Genomic DNA, 20,168 nt, shown 5'->3' on the forward strand with positions numbered 1-20,168 from the left:
GCCGATAATATCCCGATAAAAGGCAATCATGGCGTCCCGGTCCTTTACTCGAATCGCTACGGTTTCAATTCGGGTCTGCTCCCCTAACCTAAAATTCACATGCGTCACGCTCCTCTTCCCAAACCTATTCTACTGAGAAAAGCTGGTTTCGGCAATTGAAAACCTCTTTTTAAATACTTTTTGACACATTTTATAGCTAAATTATAGGTAATAAAAGAAAAAATCCCGTTTTCAAGCAACCTAGCTCAAGTAAAACCGTTAACTTTCAGCTGTTTGAAAGACATAGCGCACCTCTTGGACAACTTGTGCTGCTTCCCTTTCATTTTCAAAAGCCACTTCCCACCGACCTCGCTTAGAAGTCGCGACTAAGTGCTGACCTGCTGTAGACAATTGCAATTCATCTTTTGGAATCAAAATATGAGTAAATTGATCCAAATCAAAAGCAGGCCGGATGGCTAACAAACCTTGTTGATAAAAAACAAGGGGACGGTGCTCGCTATCTTCTAGAAGCATAAAATTCAACAACTGCGCTTCAGTCAAAACCTCATCCACATAGGCTTGGAGTAATAAAAACTGCTGAGAAGTACTATAAATTTTACGAAACTCTTCCATTGTCTTTCACCTCATAAAACTTTTTTATTACTTACATTGTCCTAGAGAAATGACAAAGGAGCAAACAAAGACTACTATAAAAAACGACCTAATTATTAGGCCGCTCCTTTTTAATTTCTGAGATAGGTAAAAAACGCCAATTTTCGTGTTTTTGGACAGGTAACCCCGCAACAAAGCGGGCTTTAAACTTCAGGAATTCCTCAAAATCCATCAAAATATGATAGAGCCGGGCCTTACTTAAAAATTCTTCACGAGTGCTCGGAAGATTTTCTTCTTGAATTTGCTGGATCAACTCCTCCAAAGAAACCAATTGGCTTTTGGGAGAGTGCATATCTGGCAATTGCTCGCTAATAGAATCTAAAAAAGTCGCTACAATTTGTGAATCACTTTGAAATACTCGTATCTTTTTCATCTCATAGTGGAGATTGTGGAGCACACTGCTCTGTTGCAGACGCATTTCAAAATAATCTACAAAGTAATGATCCTTTTGTGGCAACCGATTTTGTTGATATTGGAAAGCAACCCCAGTATATTTCAAGATGTCTTTTTCCAGTTGGATGATGTCCTCCCAAACTTGATTGTTTAACGCGGGATCTTTCAAATAAGCCGATAACTTTTGGAAAATTCTTTGGAGTGCTTGATCCGTTTGCCAAATGCCATTTTCCAAATACTTCTTTTGACTTTCATAATTTTGGAAATGATTAATAACTACAGCAATCAATAAACCAATCAACAGTAACAAAAATTCATTAAACAAAACTTCCAAAGTAATTTTTTGAGCCGGAGCCCGCAATAAATGACTGACAACAACCGCATTCACTGATAATGTTGCCAATAAATTTCCCATACTCAAAAAACAAGTTACTAACACCATCACCACTCCATAGGCAATCCATTCTGGTTCAATGATCGTGTTTAACAGCCAACACAAAGCTGCTGTAGCTATAAAGGTGACCAACCGGTTTAAGCCTAGTCGTAATGTCTCGGATTTAGTAGAAGCAATCGTCAACAAAGTGATGATTCCGGCAGATGATGCATGTTCCAGTTGTAGCATTTCTGCAAGATAAATCGACAAGCCACTGCCAATTCCAATTTTCAATGCGTAAAGCAAATGATTACTCATCGTAAAACGCTGTAACATCCTAACCCTCCATTCTTAGCTTCTAAGTGACACTTCCTTATTTAAGTGTACTCGAAATTCAATACAGGTAAAAGATTTTTATTAAAACGCTTTCTAACTTTTAGCAATCTAAAATCTAAAGAAAAGCAACTCCTGCCACACTTCCTTAAAAAACAGACGCATAGACGAATATAAACACCACAGAACTTAAATCCATCCTGAAAACCTCTTATTCGTTATATAATAACGCTTTAAAACGAGTTTTCTTCTCATAATGGCAAAATACAAGAAATATAAACTTATCAAGGTTAAAACAACTATGGCAATCTCCAGAAACGTTATTCCTCCCGTTAGAAATTAATACTAATTTTAGAAATAGCCAAATACCTTGAAAATTTTTCCGATATAGCCTAAAATTCTGACAACATCAATTAAGAAAGTTGGAATATAAAATGTCTTCAATTTCTGTACAAGATTTTGCCAATCACTTCCAAGATGATTCAGTTGTTATTTTAGATACTCGAGATCAAACTTCCTTTCATGAGTTCCATCTAGACAACGCTCTTTCCATGCCTGCCACTAGCGTACCGAATCGCTTTAACGAACTAGACAAAACTAAAACATACTTCGTCTTGAGTCATTCCGGACGTCGTTCTGAAATTTTAGCTAATTTCTTAACTGCTCACGGCTACAATGCAGTCCACGTAATCGGTGGTATGCGAGCATATCGTCAAGCATTTTTACACGTTGCATAAATAAAATAGAGGTTCGGCAAATTTGCCGAACCTCTATTTTATTTACTCTGTATCTAGATGTTCTGGGTCGTCCTCGTCATAATAATGCCGAGATTCTCTTTTATACCAATTAAACACATGGGTCAACAAGACTTTCCCCGCGGCATAGACAGGAATCCCAAAAACCACTCCTAGTAGACCAAAGAGTTTTCCCGAAGTCAACAACACCAGTAAAATAGTCACCGGATGAATGGACAGCTGACTCCCTAAAACTAAAGGAGAAACCACTCGTCCTTCGATCGTTTGTTCAATAACAAAGACGACAATTACTTTTACTAACATCATCGGTCCTGCTACAATCCCCAAAAACAAGGCTGGAATCATAGCTAAAAAAGAACCTAAATACGGAATCATATTTAAAACTCCAGCTACAATTCCCAAAGTCACCGCATAGTCTAACCCAATAATGGAAAAGCCAATGATAAAAATCACCGCTACTGCAAAGGCCACGGTTAGCTGACCGCGAATATAAGAAGAAACCTGTTCATTCATTTCTGCAATTACTTTAAGGGTTGGTTTACGCCATTTATTCGGTAAGACTCGGGACATATAAGGAGCCAGATGTCGACCATCTTTTAATAAGAAGAACAAGATGAAAGGAAACGTCATAATAGCCACCACTACATTGGCTACTGCACTGACAATTTTTCCGACACTAGAAATGGTAGACTTGGAAAAATTTTGAATAAAATCGGTTAATGTGGCGATTAGCTTATCTGAATAATTGTCAATTTGCTCTTGGAATTGGTTAAAAATAGGTTCTCGCAAAATTTCCCGCGCTTTTTGATCCACAGTATTCATATAATCAGGGAAATTATTGACAAAGCTCATCGTTTGCTCTTGAATTTGCGGAATGATAACTACCACGCCCCAAACAATCAAACCAATTACGATGAGAAAGAGCAAAATAATGCTATAGACTCGCTTTAGTCCTTTTTTTTCTAAGAAGTCCACTGCCGGATTTAGCAAGTAATAAAAAATTCCAGCTAGCACAATGGGCAAACTCACCACCGCAGTAAATTGCCAAATTGGCTCGAAAAGATAGGATACTTTCGTAAAGGCAATCAAAATCAACAGAATTAGCAAGACTATTAATAATGCTGTCACCACTTGATTATTTAAAAACCAACGCCAAAACCAGGAATTGCGCTTTCGCTGTCTGTCATCCATCTTGCCCACCTCCTGTACTCGTTATTTGGGTTTTACTCATGAAATTACTCCCTTCCCAGCTTAGTAACAAACAATCCTACAATCAGTCATTTCGACCGTCAAAAACTGGGTACTTCCTTTCTTTTTAGTATAGCACAATCGCCACTTTTGACAGGCAGGAAAGCTATAATATGTTACAATATTCCTAACACTAGCCAACATGCTAGCTAAAATGAACCACTAGTAAAAGGAGGATCTCATGAAAGAAACAATTTTATTAGGCACTTATACCCGCCGAAAAAGCCAAGGGATTTATCAAATCCAATTGGATACAAAAAAACAAAGCTTAACCGACTTAGAGCTACTGGTTCCTGAAACCAGCCCGACCTATTTAGCCAAAAGCCAAGCTGGCTACTTGTACTCAGTGACCACAGTAGAAGGCCAAGGAGGCTGTAGTGCCTATGATTCAGAAAATCATTTCCTAAACGCAGTGACCGAAGACGGAGCCCCATTATGTTATGTAGCTGTGGATGAAGCTCGACAATTAGTCTACGGAGCCAATTATCATAAAGGAGAAGTGAATGTTTATCGCATTGAAGCGGATGGCAGTCTTACGGCAACCCAGCAAGTTTTCCACGACGAACCTTGTGGAAGTAACGAAAACCAAGATAAACCTCATGTTCACTATACCGACTTAACGCCTGATAACCGCCTAGCTGTTTGCGATCTTGGTACTGACCGCGTCTACACTTACGATGTATCAGCTGATGGTAAATTAACCGAAGTGGCCATTTACGTAGCTGAAGACGGAACCGGACCGCGCCATTTAGCCTTTCATCCCAACGGTAAGATTGCCTATCTTTTTGGAGAATTAGACAGTAGCGTCACCGTCTTAAAATACGATGCTGTAAATGGTCAATTTAGTCAACTACAAAAACTATCTACTTTGCCTCAAGACTTTGAAGGAGCCAATGGTGGAGCTGCTATTCGTGTCTCTAAAGATGGTAAATTCGTCTATGGTTCTAACCGTGGGCACAACTCCATCGTGGTTTATGAAACGAGTCAAGATGGCACTCATTTGACTCAAAAACAATGGATTTCTACAGAAGGAGACTTCCCACGGGACTTTCATTTTGTTGCTGAGGAAGCATTTGTCCTCTGTGCCAATCAAAATTCCGATAATTTGACTCTCTATACCCGCGATTTCCAAACCGGCTTACTATCCTTAGTGCAAAAGGACATCTTTGCCCCAGAAGCCGTCTGTGTGTATCCCTTATCCTAAAAGGAGTGATTCTATGTTTTCCAAAACACCAGTAGAACTATTATTAAAAGATTTTTCCAACTTGCTAAATAAATGTCAGTCTTGTTATGACTTGGTGACCAATCGTCGCTACAACGAATATTTAGCAATTTTAACTACAGCAGAAGCCTATGCACTGGCAGAAAAAGCCTATGTGCGCTGTGACCAAAATGAAATCCTCCAAACCAAGGAAGTCGCTGATTTCGTGAATGCTTTTGATGAATTTTACTTTGAATTAAAGCAAATTCTATTCCACGATGACGATGACTTTGTAAGTTTCGAAGCTTGTTTGAAACGAATGCAAGGAGAATACGAAACCCTCACTGCCTCCTTTGATCAATTATAAAAGAAAGGTGCTACCCAGATGAATCAAGACGAAGTACGTAAACGTCTCAAAGAAGAACTAAAAATCCCTAATTTTTCTGGTAACCTGCCAGACAAAGAGTTCACAGAAGAAGAATATCAAAAGTTAAAGCAAGATCTCTTGCAATACTTTGAAGACTATGTGCGCAATGTAGAAAATTAAAAAAGCTCCTGCCAAGTGCAGTGACCTCCAAAAGCTAGATTTTTTGGTCTAACTTTTGGGGGTTACTACAAAGAGGCGGGAGCTTTTTTAGATTGATAAAAATATCATCTTTCAATATATAAAAAAACATATATAAATTTTCTAAATCGTTTTTATAACAAAATCAAATATAAAATATTCATCCTGAACGTTATTTTCTATTTTTATTTTACGAAAGCAATTTCCAATCTTAAATAATAAATTTCACCATTTTTGTTTTAACCGCTAACAAAACACGATATTAGAATAAATATAATTTAAACAACCCGAAAAACTTGATATAGAAAAAAACCACCGGGTTGGTTAGGCCCGGTGGAAAAGGAGTATTACTCTCGAGTGGAGTAAATGAAAAATAAAAAGGTTGTTGTTGGTTATGAATATATAATAACCAATAACAACCTGTTCGTCATAAAAATAACATTACGTTTAAATTAGATAACTCTTGTTTAACGCCCCAATAATAAATTGGTCATCCGTTGAATGGAAAAAGAGATTACTTCAGTCGCTTCGTCTTGCTTGCTTTCTGCAGCATTAAAGGCTGGCACATCCACTTGGTCCTCTTTAATACTAGCGATCATTTCTTCACACCCAGCTACATAGTTCTCATACGCTCGTTCAAACTTTTTGTGGATTCCTAATACTTTTGCTGGCGGGCGCAAACCTCCGATAGTGCTCAACATTTCTCGGTATTTACCAGTCCCCGCTTCAAAAATCTCTCTCGTTTCGGCTAAGTTTTCTGGAGTTAACGTTGCCAGCTTATCTTCATCGATGGCTTGACGAATCACTTCGTAGTTTGGATTCATCTTTTCTCCGATTGCTTCAGTGTCTTTCACAATGTCATTGATTTTTTGTACATAAAAGCCTATATTTGGTTTCACATTTATTCCTACTTTCTACTTGATAGCTCTATTGTAGCCTTTTTTACTGGAAGAGAAAAGTCGAAAAAACACCCGACAGATAATTTACCTGCCGAGTGTCTCTTGTTTTACCTATTATTCTCTGCCCATTTGTCGTTGAATCAATTTCACGATTTCTACGATTGGGATAATGGCAAAGGATGAACCAACTACGATTGCCCATTGATATAAATCTAAATGTGCTACGCGGAAGATATCATTCAAGCCTGGAACGATGATGATAATCATCATTAAGAAGAAGGACAGAAGCAATGCCCAGTTAAAGGCATGGTTCTTGAATGGTCCCACTTTAAACAAGGATTGGTGAACAGACTTCACATTAAAGGCATGGAAGAGTTGCATCAAGCCTAGAGTTGCAAAGGCCATCGTTAAGGCATCGCTGTGAATTTCAGCATAAGTTGCGTGAACCGGCCATTGGATTGCTGACCAGTAAACGAAAAGTACGGTGGCAGCTTCCAAAATTCCTTGATAAATAATGGAACTGAAGACCCCACCAGAGAACAAGTTGGAATTACGTCCCCGAGGTTTGTGAGCCATCAAGTCTTTTTCAGCTGGTTCCATCCCTAAAGCAATCGCTGGGAACGTATCGGTTACAAGGTTAATCCACAACAAGTGAATTGGTAGCAATGTATCCCAGTTCAACATCGTAGCGATAAACAAGGTCAAAACTTCCCCTAAGTTAGCAGCTAGCAAGTATTGCACCGCTTTTTGAATATTAGAGAAGACTTTACGTCCTTCTTCAACAGCCACTACAATCGTCGCAAAGTTATCATCTGCTAAGACCATATCAGAAGCGCCTTTAGAAACTTCTGTACCAGTAATCCCCATACCGACACCGATATCGGCTTGTTTCAAAGCAGGGGCGTCATTGACCCCATCACCGGTCATAGCAACAACTTTACCTTCTTGTTGCCAAGCTTTTACAATCCGTACTTTATGTTCTGGCGAAACCCGAGCATAAACGGAGTAATTCGTAACTTTTTTGGCAAATTCTTCATCAGACATTTGGTTCAATTCCGCACCCGTTAACACTGCAGCATCATCACCAGGTTTGATAATCCCAAGACGTCCCGCAATGGCTTCTGCTGTATCTCGGTGATCCCCTGTGATCATGATTGGACGAATCCCTGCATCTTTAGCTACTCGTACCGCATCAGCAGCTTCTGAACGTTCTGGGTCAATCATGCCGACTAAACCAGCAAAAATTAAATCATTTTCTACGATTTCAGATTCTAATTGTTCTGGCACAGCATCCACATATTTGAAGGCCATCCCCAATACTCGCAATGCTTGTTTCGCCATATCTTTGTTATTAGTAGCAATTTTTTGTTCTTCTTCATTGGTCAATGTTTTGACTTCATCAAAGATTTGAATTTGGCTACAACGACCGATTAAAACATCGGGCGCCCCTTTAACGGCAACCAAGTAACGACCATCATCCATTTTATGGATAGTTGACATCAATTTACGATCAGAATCAAATGGTAGTTCAGCTACCCGTGGTTCGGTTTTCACTTTATCCGTTACATTAAAGCCTTGGTCATTCCCGAAAGCAACTAACGCTGTTTCCGTTGGGTCCCCAATTAGTTCCCCATTTTGACCAATCTTCGTATCGTTGGCAAAATTCATAATCTTCAAAGCTAAGTTGTCTTCTGGAATATGTTGAGAAGAACTGTATTGACGGTCATTAGTATATAATTTTTCAACGGTCATTTGGTTCAATGTCAAAGTCCCGGTTTTATCGGAACAGATAATATCTGTTGAACCCAATGTTTCCACTGCTGGCAATTTCCGAATAACGGCTTTTCGTTTCGCCATTACTTGAGTCCCTAGAGCTAAGATAATGGTAACGATTGCTGGCAAACCTTCTGGAATCGCTGCAACAGCTAAAGAAATGGAAGTCAAAAGCATATCCGCCCAATTGCGATCGTTTAAGACGGTTCCCACAAAGAACATGACCACCGCAATCACGATAATCGCAGCGGTTAAGAATTTCCCTAATTGGTTCAAGTTGTTTTTCAATGGTGTTTCTGTTTCATCAGCTGCCGCTAACATACCCGCGATTTTACCAACTTCGGTATTCATCCCGGTGTTAACAACTACACCTTTGCCTCGACCATATGTCACATTACTATTGGAAAAGGCCATATTGATTCGGTCGCCGATTCCAACTTCATCGCCTTCTAAAAGAACCAATTCTTTTTCAACGGGCACTGATTCACCAGTTAGCGCAGCTTCTTCAATTTTCAAAGAACTGATTTCCAACAAACGCATATCGGCTGGTACCACGTCACCGGCTTCTAATAACACGATGTCTCCGGGAACTAATTCGTTACTCTTCACTTTCTTGGCATGACCATCCCGTAAAACATTGGCATCTGGTGTGGACATATCCCGCAACGCTTCAATGGCTTCTTCCGCTTTTGATTCTTGGATGATCCCCATTACCGCATTGATAATCACCACGGCTAGGATAATCGCTGCATCCACTACTTCATGACTGACCACAGCAGAAATCACTGCTGCCACTAACAAGACAAGAATCATCAAGTCTTTAAATTGCTCAAAAAACTTTTGGGCTAATGATTTTTTCTTGCCCTCTTCCAGTTCATTGGCACCGTACTGGGCTAGGCGTTTTTCCACTTCACTGGTGGTTAAACCATCCATAGATGCGCCTAGCTCTTGCACGACTTCCGCTTCTGTTTGAGCGTAGAAGTTTTTGTGCATTTGTTGCTTCGTTTCTTCTGACAAAATTCTTCCTCCTTCTTTCTTGCTACACCGCCTATTTCCTTATAAAAAAAATAGACTTGTGTATGCAGACAACATACATAAGTCTCACTAATTAAGGCAACACCAGAAATTGCTTTCGGATGGTGATGTTGCCACAGCTCATGCTGCCAGTTACTCCCCTATGAAAAACATATAAGTACAATTGCCATTATATAGGAGGAAGCCACCGATAGCAATCTTTTCCCCAGAATTTTCTGTAACCAAATGAAACACTTTTGCCAAAAAACATGTCCATTTCGCAAAAAAATTCAAATAATTGCCATTATTCTTGTTTTATATAACAAAAACCTGTATACTCATCTCGTAAAGCACCCTTGTCTACTATAGCCAAAACAACCATTCAGGAAGGAGGAAACAGCTATGAGTATTGTAACATTTGATTTAACCACCACATTCCCATTGCTTTTTCTACCTAACAACCTGGAGGGGTCGCTCTAAAAACGTCGGTACACATTGCTGGCATAATTTAGAGCAATCAACGGCACATACTGCCTTTTCGACTCTGCCCGTTTGTCGGGCGGAGTCTTTTTGTCTTTTACTACTTACTTATTCTTTGAAATGAGGTTCTATTGATGAATGCTATTTTTGCTTATTTATGGTCCTATTTTACCAAACACAAAGGTCGCTATACCGTAGTAGTCCTCTTTATGTTGGCAGCTAGCGGGATGTATGTGGCCCCGATTTATCTCCTGCGATTGTTTATCGATGCAATTTTAGAAGCGGACTTCACTTGGCACACACTGTTTCTTTACGGCGGACTTTTTCTAGGAGCGATAGCCACAGCTTACATCACGGAATTTGTCTGGAATTACTTTCTTTTTATCGGTTCTTACGATATGCAAAGTCAGCTGCGGGGCAGAATTATGGCTCATTTTCTCAAAATGCGGTCTCCTTTTTACCATCGCTTTCGTACCGGGGATTTGATGACCCGAGCTAATGATGACGTACAAGTGATGGGGATGACCATCGGCTACGGTTTAATGGTCTTTTTGAACACCAGTGTCTATTTAGCTTTTATTTTAGGTATGATGGCTATTACCGTCTCTTGGAAATTGACTTTAGTAGCCTTAGTACCGATGCCCTTTTTAGCTTATTTTATTTTTAAATGGGGTTCTTTAATGGATGCCAAGTTCACCAAAGCCCAAAATGCCGTCTCAGAAATGAATAGCGAAGTCTTAGAAATGATTGACGGTATCCGGGTAGTGCGAGCTTTTGGACTAGAAGGTGCCACAAAAGAACAATTTGAACAAAAGACTACAGAGACATTGGCAAAAAATAATGAAGTGTCAGAAATCGACTCGCGCTTTGGGCCATTGATTACGATTTTATTGGCCACAAGTTTTGTTTTAAGCTTTGGTGTGGGGGCCTTTTTCGTAGCAGAAAAAGAAATCACTGTAGGAGCCATGGTTTCATTCCAAGTTTATCTGGGAATGATTGTTTGGCCGATGATTTCTGCCGGAGATTTAGTCAATGTCATGCAACAAGGCGCTGCATCGTGGCGGCGCATCAGTGAAGTCTTACAAGCATCAGATGATATGGAAGAAGACGGCAGGACCCCGCTTATAACCTTACAAGATTTCCGTTTTGAACACTTTAATTTCCATTACCCGCAAAATTCACGGCTAATTTTGCAAGACATTCATTTGACTATTCCCAAAGGAGCAGTAATTGGTATTGTAGGTAAAACTGGGAGTGGTAAGACTACTCTGTTACGCCAGTTTGGGCATTATTATCCCTATTCCCACCAAGTACCTTTGGTTAACGGGCAAAAATTGACCAGCTATAAAACCCAAGACTTACGCAATCTCTTAGCAGAAGTTCCTCAAGAGCACACCTTATTTTCCCGCTCCATTCGAGAAAATCTTTTATTTGGTAACGATAAAGCCGGTGATGAAGAGCTGTGGCAAGCCCTGAAAACCGCAAGCTTTGCCAAAGATGTGCAGAATATGCCCCAAGGATTAGACACTTTAGTAGGCGAAAAAGGCGTCTCTTTATCTGGAGGACAAAAACAACGCCTCTCACTAGCTCGAGCTTTCTTGCGTAATAGCCAACTCCTTCTTTTAGATGATGCACTGTCCGCCGTAGATGCCAACACAGAGCAAGCGATTATCGAAAACTTAGGTACTCTTGTCACAAAGCCCACACTAGTCATCGTCACCCACCGGCTATCAGCTGTGACCCAAGCAGATCATATTATTGTTCTAGATGAAGGTAAAATCAGCCAGTCTGGTCGTCACCACGAACTAATCAGCCAACCTGGTTGGTATCAAGAGCAGTATTTCCATCAACAAATTAAAGGAGGCGATAAACTTGTTGCCAACGATTAAACGTCTTTTCGGTTATTTGAAAAATCACAAAAAAACTTTTATCGCCGGCACCGCACTCTTAGTCAGTGCTGCTTGTTTGGAACTTAGCACCCCACTGCTTGCCAAGCGCTCTTTGGATGATGTGATGACGCCGGCCTTTCAAACTGGACAATTGAATTTTTCATTGTTGATGATGCTGCTAGCTGCTTATTTAGGCATTAACTTGATTGCTTCCCTGTTTCGTTATATCAGTATCTTGAACTTACGTAAAATGGCTAACCGGATTGTAAAAGAAATGCGTGATGATCTCTTTTGGCACATGCACCAGCTGCCTATTTCCTACTTTGATCAAATTCCGGCTGGAAAAATCGTCGCGCGTATCACCAATGATACTGAAGTCTTGCGCTCTAATTTTTACGTCAACGTCTTAAGTAATATGCTCAGCAATTTAATCTCGATTATTGGCGTTTTTATCGCCATCACTTTGTTGAACCCTTATCTAGGCGGTTGGCTTTTACTCTTGATTCCGATTTTGTTTTTGTGGCAGAAGTTTTATACCAAATACGCCAATCGTTACAACTTAGATATTCGGGAATACACTTCTCAAATCAGCGGTCAGTTGAATGAATTTGTTCAAGGAATGCCGGTAATTCAGGCCTTTCAAAAAGAAAAACAACTTCTAGACGAGTTCAAAGCGACGGTTACCAAATGGCAGAACGCCGGCAAAAAATATGTCTTTTTAGACTCTGCTGTGGCTTGGGGTTTTGCCAACGTCTTGCGTAATGGCACGATTTTAGCCGTGATTGTTACGCTGTCTGCCTTGTTTTTAGATGGCAAAATGGCTTTATCTGCCGGTTTGCTCTACGTCTTTATCGACTATATCAACCGCCTTTTCGATCCCATTGACGGCATGATTCAAATCTTTGCCAATATCCAGCAGTCTTTGGCGGCAGGGCAGCGCATCTTTGAATTTGCCGATGAACCGATTGAAGATCAAAGTGGCAGCGAGCTTACCATTACCGATGGAGCTGTGGCATTTGATCACGTCTCATTTGGCTATCTTCCTGATCAAGAAGTTTTACATCAAATCACCTTTGCCGCTGCACCTGGGGAAACCATCGCCTTGGTAGGTCCCACCGGATCTGGAAAATCTAGTATTTTAAACTTGCTTTTTCGTTTTTACGATCCTCAAGTAGGACAGATTACCATTGACGGCCAAGTGATTAAAGACTTCAACCGCCAAAGTCTGCGGCAACATATGGCCATTGTCTTACAAGATCCCTATCTCTTCACCGGAACCATCGCCAGCAACATTGCCATGAATCAAGCTAAGATCAGCGACGAAGAAGTAGTGGCAGCGCTGAAAAAAGTTGGGGCGGACTATTTACTCAAACGTTATCCAGAAGGTATCCATCATCCCGTGGTAGAAAAAGGCAATGAATTTTCCAGTGGTGAACGGCAATTGATTAGTTTTGCCCGGGCGCTAGTCTTTGATCCTAAGATTTTAATTCTCGATGAGGCCACTAGCCACGTGGATACAGAAACCGAAGCCATCATCCAAAAAGCTATGGCGGTTTTGCAAGAAGGCCGCACCACTTTTATGATTGCCCATCGCCTTTCTACAATTAAAGAAGCTCAGCAAATTTTAGTTTTAGACAAAGGCCAAATTAAAGAACGAGGCACCCATGAATCCTTATTAAAACAAGGTGGCATTTACCAGCAGATGTATCAAATGCAAGCAGAGCAGTTGTAAAATAACGCAACTCATGAATTCAAAAAAACTCAGCTTCCTTAAGTGGAAGTTGAGTTTTTTTCATATTTATATTCAATGATTACGCAATAATCGCCCCATTAGGCATTCCTTTTGGTGCTTCAACTACTGCTAAGCGGCCTTTGTCATCTTCAGCAGACAAAACCATCCCTTGGCTGATTAAGCCTCGAAGTTTCCGCGGTTTTAAATTCGCCACGATGACCACTTTTTTGCCGATTAAGACACTAGGGTCTGGATAATATTCTGCAATTCCCGATAGGATTTGTCGGTCTTGATCATCCCCGCAAGCCAGGCGTAGTTGTAAGAGCTTGTCTGCGCCTTTGACTTTTTTACAATCGATAACTTCAGCCACTTTTAGTTCCATTTTTTCGAAGTCATCGTATTTGATTTCCCCTTTATCAGATACCAATGTGGTTTCTTCCGGGTTCCATTTCACGGTGTCTTCCGTATTGCCGGCACCTTCACTCATTTTCTTTTGGATGTAGTCGACTTCTACTTCCATTTCCAAACGAGGGAAAATTGGTGTGCCTTTTGCCACTACTTGGGTGCCACTTGGGAATTCTCCGAAGTGCAAGTCTTCCAATTGCATTTTTTCCTTGTCCAAACCAAGTTGTTCAAAGATGCGTTTTGGTGTTTGAGTCATAATCGGTTGCAATAAAATTGCCACAATCCGCAAAGATTCAGCTAAATGAACCATGACAGAATCCAATTCAGCTTTTTTCTCTTCGTCTTTTGCGAGTATCCATGGTTCGGTTTCGTCAATGTATTTATTCGCCCGAGAAACCAAGGTCCAAATTTCGCTTAAGGCGGTGGAGAATTCTAATTTATCCATGGCTTGGTGGTAACGGCCGACTACATTTGCCGCTGTAGTTGAAAGCTCACTATCAAAAGCAGTGATTTTGGACTTGTAGTCTGGTACCACACCACCACAGTATTTATTGATCATCGCAATCGTGCGGTTTAACAAGTTACCTAGGTCATTAGCTAAGTCGTAATTCACCCGGGATACGAAGTCTTCTGGAGTAAAGACACCATCTGAGCCAAAAGGTACCGCCCGCAACAAGTAGTAGCGTAAAGCATCTAATCCATAGCGTTCCACCAGCATTTCTGGGTAAACCACATTGCCTTTCGATTTACTCATCTTGCCATCTTTCATCATTAACCAGCCGTGACCGTAGATTTGTTTTGGCAATGGCAAATCCAAAGCCATTAACATAATTGGCCAGTAAATCGTATGGAAACGCACGATTTCTTTGCCCACCATATGAATATCAGCAGGCCAATATTTTTTAAAGAGGCTGTCATCATCAGAGCCGTAACCTAATGCTGTAATGTAGTTTGCTAAGGCATCAATCCACACGTAAACCACGTGTTTCGGATTCGCTTTTACAGGAATCCCCCAAGAAAAGGTTGTCCGAGAAACCGCTAAGTCTTCTAAACCAGGTTTGATAAAGTTATTGATCATTTCTTTTTTGCGAGATTCTGGTTGGATAAATTCAGGATGTTCGTCGTAATAAGCTACTAAGCGATCCGCGTATTTGCTCATTCTAAAGAAATAAGACTCTTCTTTCACCAATTCTACATCATGGCCACTAGGCGCTTTCCCGCCGATGACTTTGCCATTTTCATCTTTGTAAACTTCTGCCAATTGGGTTTCTGTAAAGTATTCTTCATCGGAGACCGAATACCAGCCTTCATATTCTCCTAAATAAATATCCCCTTGATCCAAGAGCCGTTGGAAGATTTTTTGGATGGCTGCTTTATGGTAATCATCTGTCGTACGAATGAATTTATCATAGCTGATGTCCAAAGTTTTCCACAGTTTTTGCACGTCGGCAGCCATGCGATCCACGTAAGCCTGAGGTTCCACACCTAGCTCTTCTGCCTTCTTTTCAATCTTCTGGCCGTGTTCGTCCACTCCGGTCAAATAGAAGACGTCAAAGCCCATTAAACGTTTGTAACGAGAAACCGCATCACAAGCAATCGTGGTATAAGAATTGCCAATATGTAACTTGCCACTTGGATAATAGATTGGTGTCGTGATGTAAAATGTTTTCTTTTCAGACACGTGTACTTCCTCCTCATTGGTCGGAAAATAATCCGACACTTTGCTCATTCTTTTGTAGTATACCATAAATAATCCAGCGATTAACAACATCTTTTACTAGGCTCACCTGGGGAAATACAATCTGTTCTTCCTCTTTGATCCCCCCTTAAGTCCCTTTTTAGCGTGTAAGTAGTTTTCTCAATCAGAATAGCTTCTCTCAAGACTTAAAAAAATGCTATAATCAAAGGACGAGACAAAGATTTTCTTGTCAAAACAGAAAAGGAAGTGACCTTCCCTATTTTAGGGACCGCCATGCCAAAACGCCATCGCAATTTAATCGCACTGGTTACCGTCTTGACCTTTATTCGGATGGTCTTTGCCAGTTTTTATCCTTTCATTTATGCTTATTTTAATACTCAAGATTTGTTGAGTCCTTTTTTACTGATTCTCCAAATTCTTCGACTACTGCTCTATTTGCTGATTTTTGGTTGTGGACTTCGAGCCATTGCCGATAAAGCCAATCGAGCGCTACCCTTTTACTTATTGCTTTTCTTTTTTAATTTGATTACCCCCTTTGTATTCGGCTGATTTTCCATAAAATCAAGTTTTGAAACGTGATACAATATAACTACAGTGATTGACAGGAGGCCCGCCCATTTATGAAAGAATTTACTTCTAGCACAGAAGAGAAAATCTATTACGAACAAATCGCCACTGAAGGCGAATTTTTGGATTGGTACCACCGGCAAGATCATCCGGAATACGCCAAACCTTCCTTAACCGTGGATATGGTTTTGATGTGTTACAACAAAGAAGAAGATCAGTTGAAGACTTTATTAATTCAACGTAAAAGCCATCCTTATCGCAATTCTTGGGCGCTACCGGGAGGCTTTGTAAATCCTAATGAGTCCACCGATGACAGTGTCATACGGGAAACCAAAGAAGAAACTGGCGTCACTATTGCTTCTCATAATATCGAACAACTTCACACCTTTAGCACTCCGAATCGAGATCCTCGCGGCTGGGTGGTCACTGTGAGTTACTTGGCTTTCATTGGAGAAGAACCGTTAATTGCCGGTGATGATGCCAACGAAGTCCGTTGGTTTAATATGGAACGCCGTGGCAATCAACTGTATCTCACTTCCGGCGGGGTAGAAATCATCTTAGATTTGAAGAGTGGTCACTCCTCAGGCAACGATACCTTAGCCTTTGACCACAGTAAACTCATCTTAAAAGCTTTTAATCGAGTAGCCAATAAAATGGAACACGAGCCTTTAGTCTTACAAGTCTTAGGGGATAGCTTTACCATTACCGAAGCGCGTAAAGTTTTCGCGAAGTTCTGGGGAGTAGATTTTCGTTCCATTGACCATTCTAATTATAAAAAAGCTATGCTCCAATACTTCGATGAAATCGGCGAGCGCCCGCTAGGCATTGGCCGCCCGTCGAAAATTTACCAGTTAAAAGAAGAAGTTTTACAAGGAAAACAAGCTTAAAAAAGAGGTCAGCCTATTAATTGCTGGCCTCGTTTTTTTGATACGGTACCTTCTTAGTATTTCATTGAAAAAAGCCGCGAAAATTCGCGGCCTAGATAATGGTTTATTATAATTAGTGGACAGGCTTCCTAGAAACAAAAATCAAAAGACTTTTTCTATACCCTAGGCGATCCCTGGAGTCCCTTCCAGTTCCATTGTTTTTTCATTCTCAAGCTTTTTTCTGCAATGATTTCACCACAACCGTTTTGCCGTACCAACGAGCTTTATACTGAACTTTTTGGAGAAAATGTTGCCAGTCACTGGAGCCGAAAGTACCGGTTTGACTTGATGCGTGGTAAAGAATAATCTCATCATATTTTTCCACCAGTTTTAAAGACAACTCATCCATATAGCTCTGCTTGCGGGCTTTTTTGTGACGATACAATTCCAAAACGCGGGCTTTTTGCTTTTGGTAATTTTTGGCTGTTTTTAATTTAACCAGACGCCGACGAGCACTTTCCGAACGAATCGCCAGTCGCCGTTCTTCCCGGGCGATTTTTTCTTGAAGTTCCTCTTGGCAAAATCGAGTTTTTAATCCTTGATTTTCTTGAAGCAACTGTTCCGGGCAAAAATGCAAAACAATTTTTTTCCGCGTTTTAGGCAAGGGTGTAACTTCTTCTTCACAAAGCAAGGAAACATAGAACTCTTCTAAATTTTTTGCAGAAATAGTCGCCGAACGAATCTGCCCTTTTACTTCTCGATGAAGATTTAAAGGAACCAAGCTCTTTAATTTAGGTAGTTTCAACTGACCCTCTTCAATGCGAATCGTCCCTTGTTGATTGTTTGTGGTATAAGACTGCCACTGATTTTTTTTGGTTTTCAATTTGGGATGAGCGCATCGGCCAGCATAAAAATTACGAAAAGCTCGATCTAAATTTCGCTGCGTATTGGACAATGCCAAGCTATCGGTCTGCTTTAAAAAAGGATAGCTACATTTCAATTTAGCCGGTGTTAAAGAGTTTTTTTCACCTGGAATGCTTTGTTCCCGATCTTTTAGCAAAGCATTGTAGGTAAAACGGACACAACCGAATGTTTCAATAAAAAACTTCCGCTGTTCCCCTGTAGGGTATAAACGAAATTTATAAGCCTTTAAAACATTCATGTCTCTCACCCTCTCGCTAAATTTTCTGAATATTGCCTACTTTCAAACTTGTACTCAAGTCTAATGAATTTTTATAGAAAAATCAAGCAAATCACGCATATTTCCATAAAAGAACATCTATTATTGGATAAACAAAAATTCATCCATGATAAAAATTGCTTCATTCACAAGTTTATTGACTCTTTTTCTTTTATTCAATCTCTAAAAAATAATGACAAAAAAACTGCCTTTTCCTTACAGAAAAGTAGTATAGCGTTTTACTAAAAGACAAATAAAATAAGGACTGGCCCATTCTTTTTGACCAATCCTTATTCTATTAATTGATTTAGTTATTTTTATAAATCAGCTGGTCGTTTTACTAAGCGCTTTGCCATAAGAATATCTGGTTGTTGCCAGCCATTGGCATCAGGAATCACTCCTACAAGCTGATAGCCTTGTTTTTGATAAAATTCATAAGGATGATGATTTACATTTTCAATTTCTTGTAAACTCTGTAATGGATTCACAAATAAGTCTTCTTCACTTAAGCTTGTCTGATGGTAGTTATCAGCAGCCCCTAAATACATCACCAAGCCACCTCTTGAAGCGACTTCCTCTTCTATAAAGGCCATCAGTCGAGCGCCAATCCGTTGCTTACGGTGACTATCTCGCACTGCCATAATCCGCAATTTCCAGCCGGTCTGACCGTATTGCGGTAGTGCTGTAGCAAAACCGATTAATTCATCGCCGACTAAAGCAGCAATGGCGACGGTATCTTTTTGCAATAATTGATCCACTTCTCGAGCGCCGTTTCCTCCGTATGCATCCGGCCAAGTCAGCTCCAATAAATCCGCCAACTGAACTTTTAAACTTGGGTCTTCTCGATCAAATTCTGTGACAATCATAGCTTCACCTACTTTTTATAATGACCCAATTGTACCATTTCCTCACTTATTCAGGTATTGATTCGCTTTCAACTGCTAGCAAAAAAGAACAGAGCCATGATACTTGCTAGTATCTAAGGCCTGTTCTTCTTTACCTTCACCCTTTGTCTAAAGTGACTCTGTAGCAATGGCTTTTTTTGCTACTTTGCTTTTAGCGGCTCTTTTTTTCATTTGTTTCCCCCGTAATTGACCACAAGCAGCATCGATATCTGTCCCATGTTCTTTGCGGATAACACAGTTAATGCCTCGTTTTTTCAAACGATCATAAAAACGCAATTGGGCCTCTTTGTCACTACGGCTGTATTGATCGTGTTCACTAACGGGATTATAGGGAATCAAGTTCACATAGGCCAACTTTTTCTTATTTTGTAACAAGGCTGCTAATTGATCCGCATGTTCCAAGTGATCATTCACATCTTTTAACATGATGTATTCAAAGGTGATGCGGCGATTGTTTTTCGACAAATAATAATCCACAGCTTCCATTAAAGTTTCTAAAGGATAGCTCTTGTTAATCCGCATCATGGAAGAACGAACTTCATTATTGGGTGCATGGAGTGAAATCGCCAAGTTGACTTGTAAGTCTTCTTCAGCAAAAGCGCGGATTTTTTTAGCCAAACCACTGGTGGATACGGTAATATGCCGTGCCCCAATGGCCAACCCTTTCGCATCATTAATAATATGCAAGAAGTCCATGACATTATCATAATTATCAAAGGGTTCGCCAATGCCCATCACTACCACGTGGGAAACGCGCTCACCTAGATTTCGTTCATCAAAATAGCGTTGTACCAACATAATTTGGGCTGTGATTTCTCCTGCAGTCAAATCCCGTTGTTTGCGCAAAAGACCACTGGCACAAAAGGTACAACCGATATTGCAGCCCACTTGTGTCGTCACACAAACCGACATCCCATATTCTTGGCGCATTAATACCGTTTCAATCATCATTTGATCTGGTAATTCAAACAAGTATTTCACCGTGCCATCTTTGGCTTCTTGAACCACTAGTTGAGTCAGGGGATTAATGACATAGTGTTCTTGTAATTTTTCAATCAGGCTTTTTGACAGATTAGTCATCTGGTCAAAGGAGTCCACCCGCTTTTCATAAAGCCACTCCCAAATTTGGGTAGCTCGGAATTTCTTTTCCCCTTGTTCTGCTAGCCAAGAAGTCAATTGGGCCTTGGTCAGACCATAAATAGATGGTTTCAAATCGTTCCCTCGTTTCCAAAAATATCGT

The 20,168-nt window shown here is 40.3% G+C and carries 17 protein-coding genes and 1 pseudogene; 8 read left to right on the forward strand and 10 right to left on the reverse strand.

What is annotated here, in order from left to right:
• The 3 genes and pseudogenes from AB5754_RS06585 to AB5754_RS06595 form a co-directional block, all read right to left on the reverse strand.
• Positions 1-99 (reverse strand): annotated as a pseudogene (locus AB5754_RS06585) (glyoxalase); the annotation flags it as partial.
• A 159-nt stretch (positions 100-258) separates the two neighbouring features.
• Positions 259-612: a hypothetical protein gene (locus AB5754_RS06590; RefSeq protein ID WP_368251180.1), complete on the reverse strand. Its 354-nt coding sequence runs from the start codon at positions 610-612 to the stop codon at positions 259-261.
• Positions 613-700: 88 nt separating this feature from the next.
• Positions 701-1,753 carry an aromatic acid exporter family protein gene (locus AB5754_RS06595; protein WP_368251181.1) on the reverse strand — a complete coding sequence of 351 codons (1,053 nt, stop codon included), beginning with the start codon at positions 1,751-1,753 and terminating at the stop codon, positions 701-703.
• A gap of 431 nt (positions 1,754-2,184) precedes the next feature.
• Between AB5754_RS06595 and AB5754_RS06600 the strand changes: the two genes are divergently transcribed.
• A complete protein-coding gene (locus tag AB5754_RS06600) occupies positions 2,185-2,487 on the forward strand; it encodes a rhodanese-like domain-containing protein (RefSeq protein WP_368251182.1) in 303 nt (100 codons plus the stop codon).
• Positions 2,488-2,529: 42 nt separating this feature from the next.
• On the opposite strand, the gene AB5754_RS06605 is transcribed toward AB5754_RS06600, so the two are convergent.
• Positions 2,530-3,696: an AI-2E family transporter gene (locus AB5754_RS06605; RefSeq protein WP_368251183.1), complete on the reverse strand. Its 1,167-nt coding sequence runs from the start codon at positions 3,694-3,696 to the stop codon at positions 2,530-2,532.
• Positions 3,697-3,934: 238 nt separating this feature from the next.
• Between AB5754_RS06605 and AB5754_RS06610 the strand changes: the two genes are divergently transcribed.
• Genes AB5754_RS06610 through AB5754_RS06620 form a run of 3 tightly spaced genes read left to right on the forward strand, consistent with a single transcriptional unit; the run spans position 3,935 to position 5,501 of the window.
• Positions 3,935-4,957, forward strand: a complete 1,023-nt coding sequence (locus AB5754_RS06610; protein WP_368251184.1) for a lactonase family protein — start codon at positions 3,935-3,937, stop codon at positions 4,955-4,957.
• Positions 4,958-4,970: 13 nt separating this feature from the next.
• On the forward strand, positions 4,971-5,321 hold the full coding sequence (locus tag AB5754_RS06615) for a hypothetical protein (protein ID WP_311832545.1): 351 nt from the start codon (positions 4,971-4,973) through the stop codon (positions 5,319-5,321).
• Between the two features lie 18 nt (positions 5,322-5,339).
• Positions 5,340-5,501, forward strand: coding sequence for a hypothetical protein (locus AB5754_RS06620; RefSeq protein ID WP_311832544.1), 162 nt, complete (start codon positions 5,340-5,342; stop codon positions 5,499-5,501).
• Positions 5,502-5,986: 485 nt separating this feature from the next.
• Here the strand turns inward: AB5754_RS06620 and AB5754_RS06625 are convergent, their stop codons facing one another.
• Together AB5754_RS06625 and AB5754_RS06630 are read right to left on the reverse strand one after the other, a co-directional pair.
• A complete protein-coding gene (locus AB5754_RS06625) occupies positions 5,987-6,418 on the reverse strand; it encodes a hypothetical protein (RefSeq protein ID WP_368251466.1) in 432 nt (143 codons plus the stop codon).
• A 114-nt stretch (positions 6,419-6,532) separates the two neighbouring features.
• Positions 6,533-9,208 (reverse strand): cation-translocating P-type ATPase, encoded by a 2,676-nt coding sequence (locus AB5754_RS06630; RefSeq protein ID WP_311832542.1) that lies wholly within the window; start codon positions 9,206-9,208, stop codon positions 6,533-6,535.
• A 611-nt stretch (positions 9,209-9,819) separates the two neighbouring features.
• Here AB5754_RS06630 and AB5754_RS06635 point away from each other — a divergent pair.
• Together AB5754_RS06635 and AB5754_RS06640 are read left to right on the forward strand one after the other, a co-directional pair.
• Positions 9,820-11,574, forward strand: a complete 1,755-nt coding sequence (locus tag AB5754_RS06635) for an ABC transporter ATP-binding protein (protein ID WP_368251465.1) — start codon at positions 9,820-9,822, stop codon at positions 11,572-11,574.
• Positions 11,558-13,306 (forward strand): ABC transporter ATP-binding protein, encoded by a 1,749-nt coding sequence (locus AB5754_RS06640; protein ID WP_368251464.1) that lies wholly within the window; start codon positions 11,558-11,560, stop codon positions 13,304-13,306. Before AB5754_RS06635 ends, AB5754_RS06640 begins: the two co-directional genes overlap by 17 nt.
• Positions 13,307-13,385: 79 nt before the next feature.
• On the opposite strand, the gene metG is transcribed toward AB5754_RS06640, so the two are convergent.
• Positions 13,386-15,440 (reverse strand): methionine--tRNA ligase, encoded by a 2,055-nt coding sequence (gene metG / locus AB5754_RS06645; protein WP_368251468.1) that lies wholly within the window; start codon positions 15,438-15,440, stop codon positions 13,386-13,388.
• 216 nt (positions 15,441-15,656) lie between these two features.
• Between metG and AB5754_RS06650 the strand changes: the two genes are divergently transcribed.
• Together AB5754_RS06650 and AB5754_RS06655 are read left to right on the forward strand one after the other, a co-directional pair.
• Positions 15,657-15,959, forward strand: coding sequence for a hypothetical protein (locus AB5754_RS06650; RefSeq protein WP_368259519.1), 303 nt, complete (start codon positions 15,657-15,659; stop codon positions 15,957-15,959).
• 71 nt (positions 15,960-16,030) lie between these two features.
• Entirely contained in the window at positions 16,031-16,864 is an 834-nt protein-coding gene (locus tag AB5754_RS06655) for an NUDIX hydrolase (protein WP_311832537.1), read from the forward strand.
• 208 nt (positions 16,865-17,072) lie between these two features.
• Here AB5754_RS06655 and AB5754_RS06660 read toward each other — a convergent pair whose 3' ends face one another.
• The 3 genes from AB5754_RS06660 to rlmN all read right to left on the reverse strand — a co-directional run bounded on the left by AB5754_RS06660 (position 17,073) and on the right by rlmN (position 20,140).
• Entirely contained in the window at positions 17,073-18,005 is a 933-nt protein-coding gene (locus tag AB5754_RS06660; RefSeq protein WP_368251463.1) for an RNA-guided endonuclease InsQ/TnpB family protein, read from the reverse strand.
• A gap of 335 nt (positions 18,006-18,340) precedes the next feature.
• Positions 18,341-18,889 carry a GNAT family N-acetyltransferase gene (locus AB5754_RS06665; protein WP_368251462.1) on the reverse strand — a complete coding sequence of 183 codons (549 nt, stop codon included), beginning with the start codon at positions 18,887-18,889 and terminating at the stop codon, positions 18,341-18,343.
• A gap of 147 nt (positions 18,890-19,036) precedes the next feature.
• Positions 19,037-20,140, reverse strand: coding sequence for a 23S rRNA (adenine(2503)-C(2))-methyltransferase RlmN (rlmN, locus tag AB5754_RS06670; protein WP_368251461.1), 1,104 nt, complete (start codon positions 20,138-20,140; stop codon positions 19,037-19,039).
• Positions 20,141-20,168: the final 28 nt, after the last annotated feature.

Origin of the sequence: Enterococcus sp. 2201sp1_2201st1_C11_2201SCRN_220225, assembly GCF_040925905.1 — a bacterium.
GTDB lineage: Bacteria > Bacillota > Bacilli > Lactobacillales > Enterococcaceae > Enterococcus_C > Enterococcus_C asini_A.